Here is a 15,792-nt window from a genome sequence, read left to right as displayed (position 1 = left end):
TGAAACAAGTTCAGAATAGCATTATAGTTGTTATTTAGGTATGCTTTTTGTTAATTTTAAGTCAAATTAAAACCCTAATTGCGGTGCATTAGTGTTTTGTTTAGTATTTTTATAAACTCATATCTGTTACAGTTATACCATGAAACGCTTTTTAAGCATCTTTACTTTTCTTTTAGTCTCTGCTTTTGCAATGGGACAAGACGACGCTAAAAAAGCAATTGGTGTAGTTGTAAATTCAGCAGACAGCAAGCCCTTAGAAAGTGTTAATATTGTCAACCTAAATCAGGTTAAGGGTACTACAACCAACAGCAAAGGTGAATTTGCAATAACTGCAGAAGTAAATGACACACTTCACTTCTCATATATAGGATTTAAATCTATAAAGGTTAGAGTAACTAATGACTGGTTGAAATTTGGAAGCTCTACCATTGAATTAACCGAATTGGCTTTAGCACTGGAAGAGGTTGTTGTAAATCAGCTAAAACTTACTGGATATTTAGAAGTGGATATAAAACAAGTACCGCAGATAAATGACAATTACCGATATCAGATAGCTGGTTTATCTAAAGGCTATGAAGCTGGAAAAAAATCGGGTTTAACCAAAGTTATAGGTTCAATTTTTAATCCTGCAGACTTTTTGCATCGCATGTTTGGCAAAAAACCAAACGAGCTTAGAAAGTTAAAGCAGATGAAAAAAGATGACGAAATACGTAATTTATTAGCTTCCCGATTTGACCGCGAAATGCTCACTGCACTATTAAAGGTAGACCGTGTAGATTTGGATGAAATAGTAAGCCAGTGCAATTACTCCAAAGGATTCATTCAATCAGCTAATGACCTACAAATATTGGATGCCATTAGCGAATGCTACGAAGAATACAAGCTACTTAGCAACAGACGTAAAGATCGTATTTAGCACCCTATTTTTGGGAGTGTAATGCTACTCGATTACCTTCCGTATCAATAAAAACACCCATATAACCATGTTCTGGTGATATCTGGGTTTTAGGTTGATATATTTTACCACCTGCAGCTTCCACCCTATCCAATTCGTTTTTTACATCATCACTCATAAAGTACACCAATGTTCCTTCTTGACTTGGGATGTATGATTCTTGTTTTATTAAAGTTCCTGCTGCGCCTTCCTTTCCCTCGGCAAACGGAAACCAGCCCATAAGAATACCGCCAAAATTTTGAACATCAATTTTAATTTGAAAAACTGCTTCGTAAAATGCTTTAGACCTGTCCATATCTGCCACTGGAATTTCAAACCAACCTACCATATTTCGCTTCATAATCTTATTTTTCTAGAATTAATTTTAAACTAGCTAATCCCTCATCAAAATCTTTTCCCACTGCTTTATCCATACTAAAAAATAGAAAAAACACATTTATTGGGATTTTATTTTCACCAGAAAAACCCCAAACTACTTTGGTTTTATTTGGTGTTACCTCCTCTAATCTCAAATATGCATTAGATTCTGATTTCCATGGTTTAAAAAAACGTAATTGAGATTCGATAGTCTCATTTTCCACAATCTTGGTAATTTCTTGTTCACCAATACCAACATCCCTATTGCCTTCCCATTTTGCAACAAACCCTACTTCGCCATCTATACCTTCAAACTCTTGCTTCATATTTGGATCTTTCTTTTTCCATGGCGACCATTCATCTTGATTTTTGATATGTTTTAAATACTGAAATACTTCGGGCAAAGTGTTATCAATAATAATACTTCTTTTTACATCAAACTTTTTTGGCGCTATTAAAATAAGCATCACAAATACTGCTACAACCCCTAAAATCAGATAGATAAGAATCACCATAACAATACAATTTTGGTTGGAGTTTAAATATACTTATTTTTTTGATTCATAAAATCGTTCCACAATCCTATCATAACTTTTTATGGTTTTCTTGCACCAATCCATCCGTTTTACAAGTTGTTCTTCTTCTGATAGTTGCCAATGTATATTAGATTGCTTTAACTTGTTGGTTACATGCTGCAAAATGATTGCCGCAGATACCGAAATATTTAAACTCTCGGTAAATCCAACCATAGGAATTTTTAAATAACAATCGGCTGCATTCAAAACCTCATCAGATAAACCCTCGGTCTCTCTTCCAAAGAAAAAACAGGACTTCTTACTAACATCAAAATCTTGTAAATTACAATCGTTTTTGTGTGGTGTTGTCGCTACGATTTGGTAACCGCTTTGTTTTAAATCGTTTATACACGTTGTCACCGAATGGTATCTATTTAAATCTACCCATTTTTGAGCACCCATAGCAATTTCTCTGTCTATACGTTTTGTGTTTTGCTCTTCGATAATATTCACATCTTGTATACCAAAAACATCACAACTTCGTATCACGGCACTTGTATTATGCAATTGGTAAACATCTTCAATAGCAACTGTAAAATATTTTGTGCGTTCAGAGAGTACTTTTATGAATTTTGTAAGCCGACGCTCAGTCAAATACCCTTCTAAATGGTGCAGTAAATCTTGGTCTGTCATTTAATTCAGTTATATTTATAACATAAAGATACAAATCACTGACTATGATTCGTTTTAAAAGATCTCTCATTACCCCAATTTTACTTTTAATTTTTAATACTGGAGTTTCCCAAGGCAAAGAGCGCACTAGAAAATCACAGCAGATTCCAAGCACAAGTTTTTACATTACTGAAAACGAAACTAACGACACCAAAGTAGCCAAACTTGGACAGCAGATACAAAACGTCATTCTTGAAGGTAATACAGATGCTTTCATGACACTTTTTGACACCAAAGGTTTTGGAAAATTAGTTACATACAGTACCAGAAAGGATAATTCCCTAAAATCTTACAGAGATAATTTTTTAAGCGGTTTTAAATCAAATATAAGCGTCTTTCCTAAAAAACTTATTGACGAAGTAGAATCTGGAAGCTATTATAATTTTGTAAACTACAGCTACAATGATGAAATGAATACCTATTATATGCTGTTCCGTATGTTTTCTGACGAAACAGGTATTAACTACCACCATTACAGGGTTTCAAAGCTAAATGGGAAGTTTACATTTAATGATGTTTATGTGTATTTAACGGGTGAGGAATTGAGTAAAACTTTGGAACGTTTTTACCTATATGCACTACCAAAGAAAAGCTTATTCGATTTTTTTGGAAAAAGTAATGCTGATGAATTCGTTAAAATGGCTCAAGGTGTTGATTTTTATAATGAAGGGGACTTTAAAAATGCCTACAAAAAATTAAATACCCTAAAAGGAGATTTAAAAAACGACAAGTTTGTTTTGGTAATAAAAGCCGTTTGCGCATCAAATATTAGCGATGAACTTTATAAGGATTCTATGAAAAACATCATGGAGCATCACCCTGATGACCCCACTCTATATCTGAGCCAGATAGACTATTTTCTTTTGAATGAGAATTATGATAGAGCACAAAATTTGTTCGATAAACTAAAAGAAGATACCGGGGACGATTTTTTAGATTTACTTAAGGGGAATGTAGAATTTGAAAGAATGAATTATGAAAAAGCCCTATCCTATTTTAAAAATATAGCAAGAGGTTATCCAGACCTATTCGAAGGGCATTCCTCTATGCTTAGCTGCTACTCATTATTAAAGAAATATGATAAGTGCATTGATATACTTAACTTTTTAGTTGAAGATGGTTATGCAAAAGATGATATTATTGGTTTTGTTGAGGAACTAGATGCAAACAACGAAAATATTTTAATAGGTTTAGCAAAATCTGAGGCATTTAAGTCTTGGAAAAAAGTGTAATAACCTTATGAAACATATTGTAGTACTTACCGGAGCTGGTATGAGTGCCGAAAGTGGTGTAAAAACCTTTAGGGATGAAAACGGCTTATGGGAAGGACATGACGTTATGGAAGTGGCAACGCCTGAGGGTTTTGCAAAAAATCCAGAATTAGTGTTGGATTTTTATAACCAAAGACGTCGGCAGTTGTTTGAGGTAGAACCCAATGCTGCACATATTAAAATTGCCAAATTGGAAGAGCAATACGACGTTTCAGTAATTACACAAAATGTAGATAATTTACATGAACGTGCAGGAAACACAAGGGTTTTGCATTTGCATGGCGAGCTATTAAAAGTAAGAAGCACTTTTGATGCAAATGATATACAAGAATGGACAACCGATTTGGTTTTGGGCGACCTTTGTAAAAATGGACATCAATTACGTCCACATATTGTTTGGTTTGGAGAAGATGTACCTCTTATTGAAAAGGCTGCTCAAATTTGTGAAACTGCTGATGTTTTATTAATTGTTGGCACATCTATGCAAGTATATCCTGCTGCGGGATTGATGAATTATGCACCAAGTAATGCTCCAATTTATTTTATAGACCCAAAACCTAATATCGAGAGTAATGCACGTGTTACCGTTATTGCAGAAACCGCTACTCTGGGTATGCAAAAGTTCTTTAAATTATTGAGTGAACAATCGTAAAATTCCAAGCAAAAGATAGAAAATGGTTTAATTGCAAAATCTGCGTTAGGGATTGAGGCATACTTCGATAAACTCAGCACAGGTTTGTTTAAGCTCCTCGCGGAAAGCCCTTCGTCTTCGATCATAATCAACTTTGCAGAAAGCCTGCTTACTGGCTGGTGGGCAGATGCCCAAAATAGGTTTATTGCTCAGGCACAAGTCTTATAAGTCTTCCTGGACCTTCAACTAGAACATAGATATAGCCATCATTAGCCATGTGAACATCTCTTACACGACCAATATCATTTAACAATTCTTCATGACCAGTAACTACATTGCCATCCATTTTTAAACGGTGTAAATACCTAAACTTTAAAGACCCTACAAAAAGATCATTTTGCCATTTACCATAAAAATTACCAGACAAGAAATCCATACCACAAGGGGCAATTGAGGGCACCCAATAATGAACCGGTTGTTCCATTCCTGCCATTGCAGTTTGATCTGTAATGGATGTACCGTTGTAATTAATACCGTAAGTAATTGTTGGCCAACCATAATTATTTCCAGAAGCTATAATATTAATTTCGTCGCCTCCTTGCGGACCATGCTCCCCCTCCCATATATCGCCAGTAATAGGGTGTTTTGTTAAACCTTGAGGATTTCTAACTCCATAACTAAAAACAGACCACTCATGATCTTGCATATTGTAAAATGGATTATCAGTTGGTATTGCACCATCATCCATAAGCCTATGCACTTTGCCTATACCATTATTTAAAGCTTGTGGATAAGTGTCTCTATTACCACGGTCTCCAACTGTAACATAAAGATAGCCTGCATTATCAAACACCAATCTTGATCCAAAATGGTTGCCACTACTTACATAGGGTAAGGCAGTAAAAATTTCTTCTGTTCCCTCTAAAGTGTTACCAGATAAACGTCCGCGTGCAACAGCTGTTGTTCTTTGATTTGAATTATTTGGATTTGGACTGGAATAAGATAAATAGACATACGTATTATTTTCAAATTCAGGATGTAATATTACATCCAGTAAACCACCTTGACCTTGCGCCACTACACTGGGAGTACCTCTAATTTCTGAAATTGCACCTTCGCTCGTTACCCTAAACAGTTTTCCTTCTCGTTGTGTAACTAAAAAATCTCCATTTGGCAGTTGTACCATTCCCCAAGGCACACCGGTAATTTGATTTGTTATGGTTTCTAACCTAAAAATAAGATCATCAGATTCTATGATTCCTGAAAGGTTAGGATTTTCAACTTCTATGTCGGCTTTAGTTTTCCCATCAATTTCTTGAAGAATATAATCTGCCAAATCCTTTATTTCTTGCGCAGTAAAGGTATTTTCGTAAGAAGGCATACCATTGGATTCATATCCAACAGTAATAGAGTTAGCTATATCTCCCGAGGAATTACCATATAGCCACTGCCTTTCTATAAAAGACTCGAACTTTTGTCCGTGACAACCACCACAATGGTTTGTATAATTTACGGCTGCTTTGGCAAAGTCAGCTACTACTTCTTCCTGCTCTTCTTCCATTTCCTCTTGACCTGTAGTTTCTGTTTGGTTGGAACAATTAAACAAAAAGATTATTAGGAGAGCACTTAAAAAAGCTAATTTTGAATGGTTAAGATTTTTCATAACAGATAGGTTTTGGGGTTGTTATTAGCTCTAAAATAAATCCTAAAACAAGGGGCTATTCGACTAACTGTCTATCAATTTTGCAACACTAATATAACGAATTTTATTGTTAAATTATTGCAAATCAAATTACTATAACCTTTATTCAATTTAAAAACAAACTACCACTCTCGCAGTTTATCTAGCTCTAGTTGGGCTTTCAGCTCTTTTTCTGGAATCACTTTTAAGAACGACGGATGCTGCTCTATAGCAAACTCAATTTTCTTTACAATCTCCTCGGTAGTTTCGTTATCATAATCTATTTCTAAAGGCTGCTTTATTTCCATAGATTGCAAGATGTTCTTCTTTTTGATACGCAATCCTTTTTTATCAAAGGAACGACGAAAACCATCAATAACGATTGGTATAACAATTGGTTTGTAGCGTTTAATAATATGTGCAGTACCTTTTCTGATAGGTTTAAAAGGTGTGGTTGTACCTTGCGGAAAGGTAATTACCCAACCATCATTTAAGGCCGTACCAATATTGGAAATATCGCTCATGCGTACCTGCCTGTTTACATCTTTTCCCTCAGATCGCCATGTGCGTTCGATACTAACGGAACCCACATAAGCCAGTATTTTTGGAAGTAAACCCGCTTTCATGGTTTCCTTTGCAGCTACATAATAAATATTCAGTTTCGGGTTCCAGAGATAGCCTATGTTTTTTATAGAATCGGTGCGCCCGCTTAAACTCGCATTAAACACGTGGAACATCGCCACTACATCGGCAAAATAGGTTTGATGGTTTGATATAAAAAGTACGTTCTTGTCTGGAAGATCTTTTATAATTTCTGAACCTTCTATATGCAATTCGTTAAACCCTCTAAAACGTCTATGCGTTAAGGCTCCCAAAATGCGAATGAGCCATCTTTTAACAAAAAGTATATGTCCGAAAGGATTTTTTTTAAACAATCCCATGTACTGTTATCATGTTATGGTTGGGCAACAAAGGTAATAAATCTATCATCTATGTCAATGTTGTGATGATATCTTTAACTTCACTTAGCATCATCGCTGTGGCTCCCCAAACTGTAAATCCGTTAAGGTTAAATGCAGGCACTTCAATATTAGCACTATATGAGGTTTTTATCGTTTTTGAAATAAGATTGGTGTCGTTCATTAAATCAGATAATTTCACTTCAATTATTTCTTCTACCTCACTTTCTTCTTTAATAAAAGTGGGCATTTTATCCATAAACCCTACGAAAGGCTTTACACAAAAATTACTTGGTGGAATAAAAACCTGAGATAACGGTCTTACTACTTTTATATCAGGAATTGGCACCCCAACTTCCTCAAAAGTTTCTCTTAGTGCAGTTTCTTCTAAGTTTTTATCCTGAGATTCTTTTTTTCCTCCCGGAAAGGACACTTGAGCAGAATGCACCCCTTTATACGTTTTGCGCAGCATAAGCACAAACTTTGTTTCATTTGAATTGTTGGGATAGAATAAAGCCAAAACCCCGGCGCGTTTTGCGTTTTTTAATTGCTCATCAGAATATTGCGCGAACGCCTTTCTGGTAGGAGGCACCATTTTAAAATGAGATGATTCGGCTGGAAGCTCTATATTTTTTATTTTTGACAGCAATGCTACGAATTCATCAAAATTCATTCTCTATGCGCGTTGTATTGTTTTTATGCTTTTTTTTATGTCTTTTGAATTGTGAAGATAAACAATCTAAGAACAAAGCAAAAGTTACTACTACAGTAAAAAAACAGCAAAAAAAAACAAAGGATACTACGGCTAATAAAGTGGAGGCGTTTCCTGTACTGGACAGTCCAAGTGCGATGGAGTTTTTTTTACAATACGATAAAGAAAACAAAGAGAATAAAGTTAGAATTACCACAGATTTTGGAGCTATTAATATTCTACTCTTTAATGAAACCAAATTCCACCGTTCAAATTTTATCTACCTTACTAAAAGGCAATATTTTGATGGCACTCAGTTTTTTAGAGTGATAGATAATTTTATGATACCAGGTGGTAATGGCGACGATATGACAACCGCAATTAAAAGACGAAAAATCGGGAAATATTTACTCCCCAAGGATACCAATCGGGGCTTTAAACACGATCGTGGCACAGTCTCAATGCCTAGTAGCGATATTGAAAACCCGCACAAATTAGCATCTCCCTATCAATTTTTTATCGTACAACAAAACGGTGGTGCACATCATTTAGATGGTAATTACACTGTTTTTGGTAAAGTAATAAAAGGCATGGATGTGGTAGATAAAATAGCCGCTGTAGACACCGATGAAGCCGATTGGCCTTTAAAAAATGTATATATCAGAAAAGTAGAGATTTTGGAATAGGCACTACTTTTCCTTTGCATAAATATTTGGTAAAGCTATTTTAAATTTCACGGCTAAAAGTCTAATTATAATCACTACTAAACCAGAAATCATAAATACAACATCTGTTTTTATCGGTAATTCATTCAAAAGAAAATAAGTAAACCCTCCCAAGATACAGGCTGTGGCGTAAATTTCCTTTCTGAAAATCACTGGAATTTCATTACATAAAATATCCCTAATAACACCACCAAAACTAGCAGTCATGGTACCTAAGGCAATACAAATAATAGGGTGCAAATTGGCATTCAATCCTTTTTCAATACCAACCACAGTGTACAACCCAATACCTATTGTATCAAATAAAAATAATGATGTGCGTAAGTAGTTTATCTTACTTCTAAAGATAATCGCCAAAATAGCCGCCCCTAAAATCACATAAGTATAATTCATGTCCAGCATCCAGCTTACAGGTGTATTTCCAATAAGCAAATCGCGCAAAGTCCCGCCGCCCACAGCAGTAACAAAGGCAATTATCAAAATCCCAAACAAATCCATTTTTTTGTTAAAAGCCACCAATACCCCCGAAATGGCAAATGCTATGGTTCCTAAAATATCTAAAGTGTAAAACATATTTTAATTTTTATTTGGGCGTTACCCCGCTCTAGCGAGGTCGGGCTTTCGGCAGTCGCTCTCTGCGAGGAGCTTCAACAAATGCCTCAATCCCTAACGCACCTATCTGCTAGTGCCTTTTTCTACCAAAAAACTATTCACTTTTGTTAAGTCAATCCTTTTTAGAGATCCCGCCAAAAGGCGGGGTAAGCGGTTAGCACACTATGATAGCCAATTGCCATTGGCTACCATAGTGGCTCTCTGAGACACTTCGACTCCGCTCAGCATAAGCGATTCGCACACTTTTACAGAAAAAAGAAAAAGTAGCTCTCTGCTTACATGTCCTGAGTGTAAAAATTATAATCTTTTAAAATCACATCAATAAATTCAATATCGTTACTTTGCTTCACCTCTTTAATTCCCACAACTTCAATAAGTTTATTTCTTAATTTTATCAATGTTGAATAATCTTTAGCAGCTCTTGCTCTTGTATAGGTATCCTTTATAATTCGGGCATCATTATCGGAGAGTTTAATCACATTAGGATAGGTTGGCTTATAATCCGTTTTTAATTGTTCTAGGATAGTGTGGTTAATATTTACCTTATCCTTCAAGCTAATAACACCCGTACCTGCTGCCATATCGCCAATGCGCTGTAACTTTTTACTAAAAATAATCACAAAAAAACCAATACCAAATATCCAGACATCTACAATTCTAAAAAACCAGCGTACCACATAATCAGAAAACGTAGCCTGAAAGCCATCTATCTTCACAACCCTGATTTTTAGAGCGCGTTTCCCAACAGTTTGACCATCTAAAAACGTTTCTAAAGCCAACGTGTAAAACATTACTGGAAAACTCAAAACTGTATTTATCCCTATTTGAGACCACTCATCCATTCCCTCAAACACTCCAAAGACTTTGTTCAGAATTAATAAATACCCGATTTTAATAGCAGTATCAATAATAAAAGCAACCAATCGCTCTCCTACGCCTGCTGCAGTGAACTTAATTTTTACATTTTGCGTCGTGTTAATTTGTAACTCTGACATTTTATATTTTAATTTATCTCGTATATGAGAGAAGTTGCATTTATTAAGCAAAATAAAGAAAAATGGTTGAGTTTTGAGAATGCTATTTTTAATAATGATTTCAAGGACCCCGATGAACTTGCCTCAAACTACATTCACTTAATAAATGATTTAGCATACGCCCAAACGTACTATCCTAAAAGTAAGGTGATTACCTATTTAAATCAGCTTGCTGCTAAGGCATTTCAAAAAATCTATAAAACAAAACGACAAGACACCAATAGAATCATCGGATTTTGGAAAACTGAGGTACCGCTAATTTGTTACCAATACCGTAAGTTTATTTATGTGACATTTATTGTGTTTACAGTATTCACTTTAATAGGTGTTATATCGGCTGCAAACAACGCGGAATTTTTAAGATCGGTTGTTGGAGATGCGTATGTAGACCAAACTATCGCGAATATCGAAGCTGGTGACCCCGTTGCGGTGTATAAAAGTGGAAGTAATTGGGGCAGTTTTATCGGTATTACTATAAACAACTTACGCGTTGGTATTATTGCTTTTGTATTTGGGGTGTTTTTGGGTATTGGTACGTTATACATTATGTTTAAAAACTGTATCATGCTAGGGTCTTTCCAATACTTCTTTTACGAAAAAAACGTGTTTTGGGAAAGTGTTCGTGGTATTTGGATACATGGTGCTATGGAAATTTTTGCCATTGTTATCGAATGTGCCGCTGGACTCATTCTGGGCGCCAGCATACTCTTTCCTGCAACACACTCACGATATACCTCTTTTAAACAAGGCGCTAAAACTGGTATTAAAATTTTGATAAGCACCTTCCCCTTTACATTTTCCGCTGGTTTTCTTGAAGGTTTCATTACTCGATATTCTAACATTATGCCTAATTGGCTCTCGGTAGGTATCATCTTAATCACACTAGCTATTATAAGTTATTACTATTTAGTTTATCCTTTTAAAGTTCAAAAACAAATCACCCAGATCTCCCTACCCGCTTAATGAAACAAAAGCCTTTACATATTTTTTTATTCTTAGCGTTTTTGCTTTTAGGCAATGCGGAGTCTCGTGCCATTACTCCGGTACAATCCACAGAAGTGTATCGTGTTTTTGATTCTGATTTTAAAGAGCGTTACGCTGGCGATAAATACAATTACGAAGGTACTAAGGTGGTTAATAGAACAGAATCTGGTTCAGGGGAATATGAAGACTATGATAAAGAAAAGATTAAAACGAAAGAACAGGATAATTCTGAAAACATTATTATTAATCTAGGTCCGTTTTGGTGGATATTCATAGTTATATTAATTGGCGCAGTTCTGTATTTAGCTTACGTTTTATTGAATGAAGGCGGCACTGGCATATTCGCTTCAAGCAAAAATAAATCGATCGAGCGCTATGATGATATTAATGCTGAAAACATAGAACACGCAGATATACATGCATTAATAAAAAATGCCGAAAACAGCAAGGATTACAGGTTGGCTATTCGTTATTATTACCTGTTGGTTCTAAAAACACTCAGTTTAAAAAATCATATAAAATTTGAAGATGATAAAACAAACGGCGAATATTTGAATGAACTAAACCAAAAGCCTTTCTTTAAAGGGTTTTCATATGTATCATACCTCTATACCTATATATGGTATGGAAAATTTGCCCTGGCTGAATCGCAATACTTCAAAGCGAAAGATAATTTCCAGTCACTTTTAAATCAGGTAAAATAATGAAGAAGATTTTACCTATCATACTAGTAATTGTAGCACTAATTGTAGTCGCTTCTTTAACGTTTGGGATAAAACGCACCAAAACGGTTGACTGGGAAGAATCTTTCAACGAAAAAAGCAATAAACCGTACGGTACTAGTGTGCTCTATAAAGAACTTCCTAATCTTTTTGAAGATTATAAACTCAGGACGGTGTACCATCAACCTTCAAGTTATCTCACAGCGAATTCAGAATTTGGATATGGTGATCATCATGCCAAAGGCAACTATATTATTATTGGAAATTCTGATTATCTCACAGATTTTTCAGTGGATAAACTTTTAGAGTTTGTCAACACTGGAAATACATTGTTTATTTCAGATTACTACTTTGCACAGCGCATTCATGACACTTTGAGTATTGATGTTGATTTTGAATACAACTCAAAAAAAGATAGTATTTCACATTTGTCCTTTCAGAATAAAAACTTAAACGCAATTACAATAGATAAGAACGAAGGTGACTATTTCTTTTCAAGTTTTGATAGTATTAATTACACCATATTAGGTCATGCGAAAACTGACAAAAAGCGTGTTAACTTTATAAGAGTGCCTTTCGGAAAAGGAAACATTCTATTACATACCGAACCCAAAGCGTTCACAAATTATCACATTTTAAAGGATGATAGATACCGCTATGTAGAAAGTGCGCTCTCTTATCTACCAGATGACAATGTGTATTATGATTCTTATGCGAAGCGACAAACGCCTTATGGCGATGCCGAACAAGAATCTAACTTAAGCTGGTTTTTAGACCAACTATCGTTTCGTTGGGCTTGGTATACTGCTTTAATTTTTATGTTACTCTTCATGATTTTTAACGCGAAACGCAGGCAACGTGTCATAAAAATTATCAAACCATTACAAAACACCTCCTTGGCGTTCGTAAAAACGATTTCAAATTTATACATAGAAACCCAGGATTATAAGAACCTTATTGATAAAAAAATAACGTACTTTTTAGAAAAAATTAGAACAGATTTTAATATGGATACATCCAAGCTCGACGACGATTTTATCAAAAAATTGGCTGGAAAAGCAGGTAGAAAAAAAGAAGATGTATCACAATTGATGAATTACATAAAATGGTTGCGAACCAAAGATGAGCTTTCAGAGCAAAGTCTCATTAAACTTAATAGATTTATAGAAGCCTTTTATTCACAATAATTATGGACGAAAACAAAGAAAAAGAGAACCACGAAGAATTTTTGCCAAAACCAGAGCAAGACGTTGTATCATCAATTGATGACAGCGCTTTAAATGATGAATCCAAAGATTTGGAATTTAAAAACAGACTGGATTTATCAGAATTACAACAAAGTGTAGCAAAAATTAAGGCTGAAGTTGGAAAAGTCATCGTAGGCCAAAAAGATATGGTAGATATGCTGATTGCTTCACTTTTGGCAAAAGGACATTCCTTAATCGAAGGTGTTCCTGGTGTTGCAAAAACAGTAACTGCAAAATTATTGGCAAAATCCTTGAGTGTTGATTTTAGCAGAATTCAGTTCACGCCAGACTTAATGCCTAGTGATATTTTAGGAACTTCGGTTTTTAATCTGAAGGATTCTGAATTTGAATTTAAAAAAGGTCCTATTTTCTCTAATATGGTATTGATAGATGAAATAAACCGTGCGCCTGCAAAAACACAAGCTGCCCTATTTGAAGTGATGGAAGAGCAGCAAATCACCATTGACGGACACAAGTATATTTTAGATGCTCCATTTATGGTATTAGCTACACAAAATCCTGTAGAGCAAGAAGGCACTTACCGTTTACCTGAAGCGCAATTAGATAGATTCTTATTTAAAATTGATGTGGATTACCCAAATTTAGACGAAGAAATTGAAATACTGTCGAGAGAACATGAATTAAAAGAACACAAAAAAACCGAACAAATCACGTCTTTTTTAACTGCAAAGCAAATTGCTAATTATCAAAGTTTGGTAAGTCAGGTAATTGTTGAAAAACATCTATTGAAGTATATCGCAGAATTGATTGTGGCCACAAGAAGTAATCGCTTTTTATACTTGGGCGCCTCTCCAAGGGCATCCATTTCTGTATTAAAAGCGAGTAAAGCCTTTGCTGCTATGAACGGACGGGATTTTGTAACGCCCGAGGACATCAAACGTGCAGTGGTTCCTGTGCTGCATCATAGAGTAATTGTTACACCAGAAAGAGAAATGGAAGGTGTGACGAGCAAACAAATTATAAATCAGATTATTGAAACGGTGGAAATACCGCGCTAAAAACTCACAGCATTTAAATGCGATTAATAGTACTCCTATAACATATAACGAATAACGAATAACGAATAACGAATAACGAATAACGAAAGTATTGAAGTTACTTAAGCCCTTTTACATACAACCACGATTTTTCTATGCTGGCATTGGTATTGTGGTGCTATTTGCATTAAGCTACTTTATACCATTGCTGTTTAATATTGCCCAACTCAGTATTCTGGTTTTAGCTGCTCTTTTTATATTGGATGTTTTATTGGTGTTTATTGGAAACAAAAAGATTGAAGCTAGCAGAATTGTTCCCGATAAGTTTTCAAATGGAGATGCAAACCAGATTGAGCTATCCATAAGAAACAAGTACCCGTTTGTAGTATATTTAGAAATTATAGATGAAGTGCCAGAGCAATTTCAAATTAGGGATTTTAAAATAAAGGATAAGATAAATCCCAGAAAAGAAAAACAGATATACTATAATTTAACTCCCAAAGAACGCGGAGAATACCATTTTGGATATCTAAATATTTACGCATCTTCTGCCATTAAATTAGTTGCAAAACGCTTTATGTTAGAACATAAGGCAATGGTGCCAACCTACCCTAGTTTTAAACAACTTAAAAAGTTTGAATTATTGAACATTAATAAAAATGCCATGGATTACGGACTTAAAAAAGTGCGCAGATTAGGTCATACCATGGAATTTGAACAAATAAAAGATTATGTTTTAGGAGACGACTTGCGCACCATTAACTGGAAAGCTACAGCTAAAAAGAACCAATTGATGGTCAATCAATTTCAAGATGAAAAATCGCAACCTGTATATTCCATAATTGATAAAGGACGTATTATGAAAATGCCTTTTGATGGTTTGAGCTTATTGGATTATGCGATTAATGCCACTTTGGTTATTAGCAATATAGTGTTAAAAAAACATGATAAAGCAGGTATGCTGTCGTTTTCTAAAAAGATTGAAAATGTGGTTGTAGCTGAACGTCGCAGCGGACAAATGCAACTTATTTTAGAAGCGCTATACAATGTAAAAACAGATTTTTTTGAAAGTGATTTTGGACGGCTTTATGCTAATATCAAGCGCCACGTTACCCATCGTAGCCTTCTTTTAATGTATACCAATTTTGAAACTCTGGATGGGCTTAACAGACAACTGCCCTATTTAAAGGCCATAGCTAAAAGCCATTTACTAGTTGTAATTTTCTTTAAGAATACTGAAATCGATACCCTTATAAACAATAAAGCTGAAACCATTCAACAGGTTTATGATAAAGTGATCGCAGAAAAGTTTGATTTTGAAAAGCGCTTAATTGTAAACGAACTCAAAAAGTTTGGCATTCACTCCATTCTTACTACACCGGAAAACTTAACGGTGGATACGATTAACAAATACCTAGAAATAAAAGCTAGAGGATTGCTTTAACATTTGTGTGGAAGCACTTAAGTTAGCTGGTTAACACGCGTATTCTATGATTCGACCAAAAAAAATTTGTTAAAATTTAAGCTACGAACCTTAATGTATCCACGTAAGGTGTTTGTCTTTGTGTAACCGCAAAGATGCGAGCAATCAATTTATTTCTAATAATGTTTAAGGTACTCATTTTGCTCTTCCCTTTTTCAACACGTTTTTGGTAGTATATTTTCATTTCGGAGTTAT

17 protein-coding genes are annotated in these 15,792 nt (G+C 35.0%); 9 read left to right on the top strand and 8 right to left on the bottom strand.

The window, feature by feature from the left end; all coding sequences use genetic code 11:
• The first annotated feature begins 139 nt into the window (after positions 1-139).
• Positions 140-916, top strand: coding sequence for a carboxypeptidase-like regulatory domain-containing protein (locus EYD45_RS00090; RefSeq protein ID WP_130962312.1), 777 nt, complete (start codon positions 140-142; stop codon positions 914-916).
• 4 nt (positions 917-920) lie between these two features.
• Here the strand turns inward: EYD45_RS00090 and EYD45_RS00085 are convergent, their stop codons facing one another.
• Genes EYD45_RS00085 through EYD45_RS00075 form a run of 3 tightly spaced genes read right to left on the bottom strand, consistent with a single transcriptional unit; the run spans position 921 to position 2,520 of the window.
• Positions 921-1,295 (bottom strand): VOC family protein, encoded by a 375-nt coding sequence (locus EYD45_RS00085; protein ID WP_130962311.1) that lies wholly within the window; start codon positions 1,293-1,295, stop codon positions 921-923.
• 4 nt (positions 1,296-1,299) lie between these two features.
• Entirely contained in the window at positions 1,300-1,827 is a 528-nt protein-coding gene (locus EYD45_RS00080) for an SRPBCC family protein (RefSeq protein ID WP_130962310.1), read from the bottom strand.
• A 33-nt stretch (positions 1,828-1,860) separates the two neighbouring features.
• Entirely contained in the window at positions 1,861-2,520 is a 660-nt protein-coding gene (locus EYD45_RS00075; protein ID WP_130962309.1) for a TrmH family RNA methyltransferase, read from the bottom strand.
• Between the two features lie 44 nt (positions 2,521-2,564).
• Between EYD45_RS00075 and EYD45_RS00070 the strand changes: the two genes are divergently transcribed.
• Both EYD45_RS00070 and EYD45_RS00065 read left to right on the top strand, forming a co-directional pair.
• The gene (locus EYD45_RS00070; RefSeq protein ID WP_130962308.1) at positions 2,565-3,791 is read left to right on the top strand and encodes a tetratricopeptide repeat protein; all 1,227 of its coding nucleotides are present in this window, start codon (positions 2,565-2,567) and stop codon (positions 3,789-3,791) included.
• Between the two features lie 7 nt (positions 3,792-3,798).
• Positions 3,799-4,482, top strand: coding sequence for an SIR2 family NAD-dependent protein deacylase (locus EYD45_RS00065; RefSeq protein WP_130962307.1), 684 nt, complete (start codon positions 3,799-3,801; stop codon positions 4,480-4,482).
• Between the two features lie 181 nt (positions 4,483-4,663).
• Here the strand turns inward: EYD45_RS00065 and EYD45_RS00060 are convergent, their stop codons facing one another.
• The 3 genes from EYD45_RS00060 to EYD45_RS00050 all read right to left on the bottom strand — a co-directional run bounded on the left by EYD45_RS00060 (position 4,664) and on the right by EYD45_RS00050 (position 7,774).
• Positions 4,664-6,124: a PQQ-dependent sugar dehydrogenase gene (locus EYD45_RS00060; RefSeq protein ID WP_130962306.1), complete on the bottom strand. Its 1,461-nt coding sequence runs from the start codon at positions 6,122-6,124 to the stop codon at positions 4,664-4,666.
• 161 nt (positions 6,125-6,285) lie between these two features.
• A complete protein-coding gene (locus EYD45_RS00055) occupies positions 6,286-7,083 on the bottom strand; it encodes a lysophospholipid acyltransferase family protein (RefSeq protein ID WP_130962305.1) in 798 nt (265 codons plus the stop codon).
• Between the two features lie 49 nt (positions 7,084-7,132).
• Positions 7,133-7,774: an NUDIX hydrolase gene (locus EYD45_RS00050; protein WP_130962304.1), complete on the bottom strand. Its 642-nt coding sequence runs from the start codon at positions 7,772-7,774 to the stop codon at positions 7,133-7,135.
• Between the two features lie 5 nt (positions 7,775-7,779).
• On the opposite strand from EYD45_RS00050, the gene EYD45_RS00045 reads away from it, so the two are divergent.
• Positions 7,780-8,478 carry a peptidylprolyl isomerase gene (locus EYD45_RS00045; protein WP_130962303.1) on the top strand — a complete coding sequence of 233 codons (699 nt, stop codon included), beginning with the start codon at positions 7,780-7,782 and terminating at the stop codon, positions 8,476-8,478.
• Positions 8,479-8,481: 3 nt separating this feature from the next.
• Here EYD45_RS00045 and EYD45_RS00040 read toward each other — a convergent pair whose 3' ends face one another.
• A complete protein-coding gene (locus EYD45_RS00040) occupies positions 8,482-9,090 on the bottom strand; it encodes a trimeric intracellular cation channel family protein (RefSeq protein ID WP_130962302.1) in 609 nt (202 codons plus the stop codon).
• Positions 9,091-9,404: 314 nt separating this feature from the next.
• On the bottom strand, positions 9,405-10,124 hold the full coding sequence (locus EYD45_RS00035; RefSeq protein WP_130962301.1) for an RDD family protein: 720 nt from the start codon (positions 10,122-10,124) through the stop codon (positions 9,405-9,407).
• Between the two features lie 24 nt (positions 10,125-10,148).
• On the opposite strand from EYD45_RS00035, the gene EYD45_RS00030 reads away from it, so the two are divergent.
• The 5 genes from EYD45_RS00030 to EYD45_RS00010 all read left to right on the top strand — a co-directional run bounded on the left by EYD45_RS00030 (position 10,149) and on the right by EYD45_RS00010 (position 15,558).
• Entirely contained in the window at positions 10,149-11,126 is a 978-nt protein-coding gene (locus tag EYD45_RS00030) for a stage II sporulation protein M (protein ID WP_130962300.1), read from the top strand.
• The gene (locus tag EYD45_RS00025) at positions 11,126-11,851 is read left to right on the top strand and encodes a hypothetical protein (protein WP_130962299.1); all 726 of its coding nucleotides are present in this window, start codon (positions 11,126-11,128) and stop codon (positions 11,849-11,851) included. Before EYD45_RS00030 ends, EYD45_RS00025 begins: the two co-directional genes overlap by 1 nt.
• Positions 11,851-13,056 (top strand): DUF4350 domain-containing protein, encoded by a 1,206-nt coding sequence (locus EYD45_RS00020; protein ID WP_130962298.1) that lies wholly within the window; start codon positions 11,851-11,853, stop codon positions 13,054-13,056. The genes EYD45_RS00025 and EYD45_RS00020 overlap by 1 nt, the downstream gene beginning before the upstream one ends.
• A gap of 2 nt (positions 13,057-13,058) precedes the next feature.
• Entirely contained in the window at positions 13,059-14,135 is a 1,077-nt protein-coding gene (locus EYD45_RS00015; RefSeq protein ID WP_130962297.1) for an AAA family ATPase, read from the top strand.
• 91 nt (positions 14,136-14,226) lie between these two features.
• Positions 14,227-15,558: a DUF58 domain-containing protein gene (locus EYD45_RS00010; RefSeq protein WP_165453851.1), complete on the top strand. Its 1,332-nt coding sequence runs from the start codon at positions 14,227-14,229 to the stop codon at positions 15,556-15,558.
• Positions 15,559-15,792: the final 234 nt, after the last annotated feature.

Source organism: Hyunsoonleella flava (assembly GCF_004310325.1).
Classification (GTDB): Bacteria; Bacteroidota; Bacteroidia; order Flavobacteriales; family Flavobacteriaceae; genus Jejuia; species Jejuia flava.
This window is presented reverse-complemented; position numbering and strand designations above follow the sequence as displayed.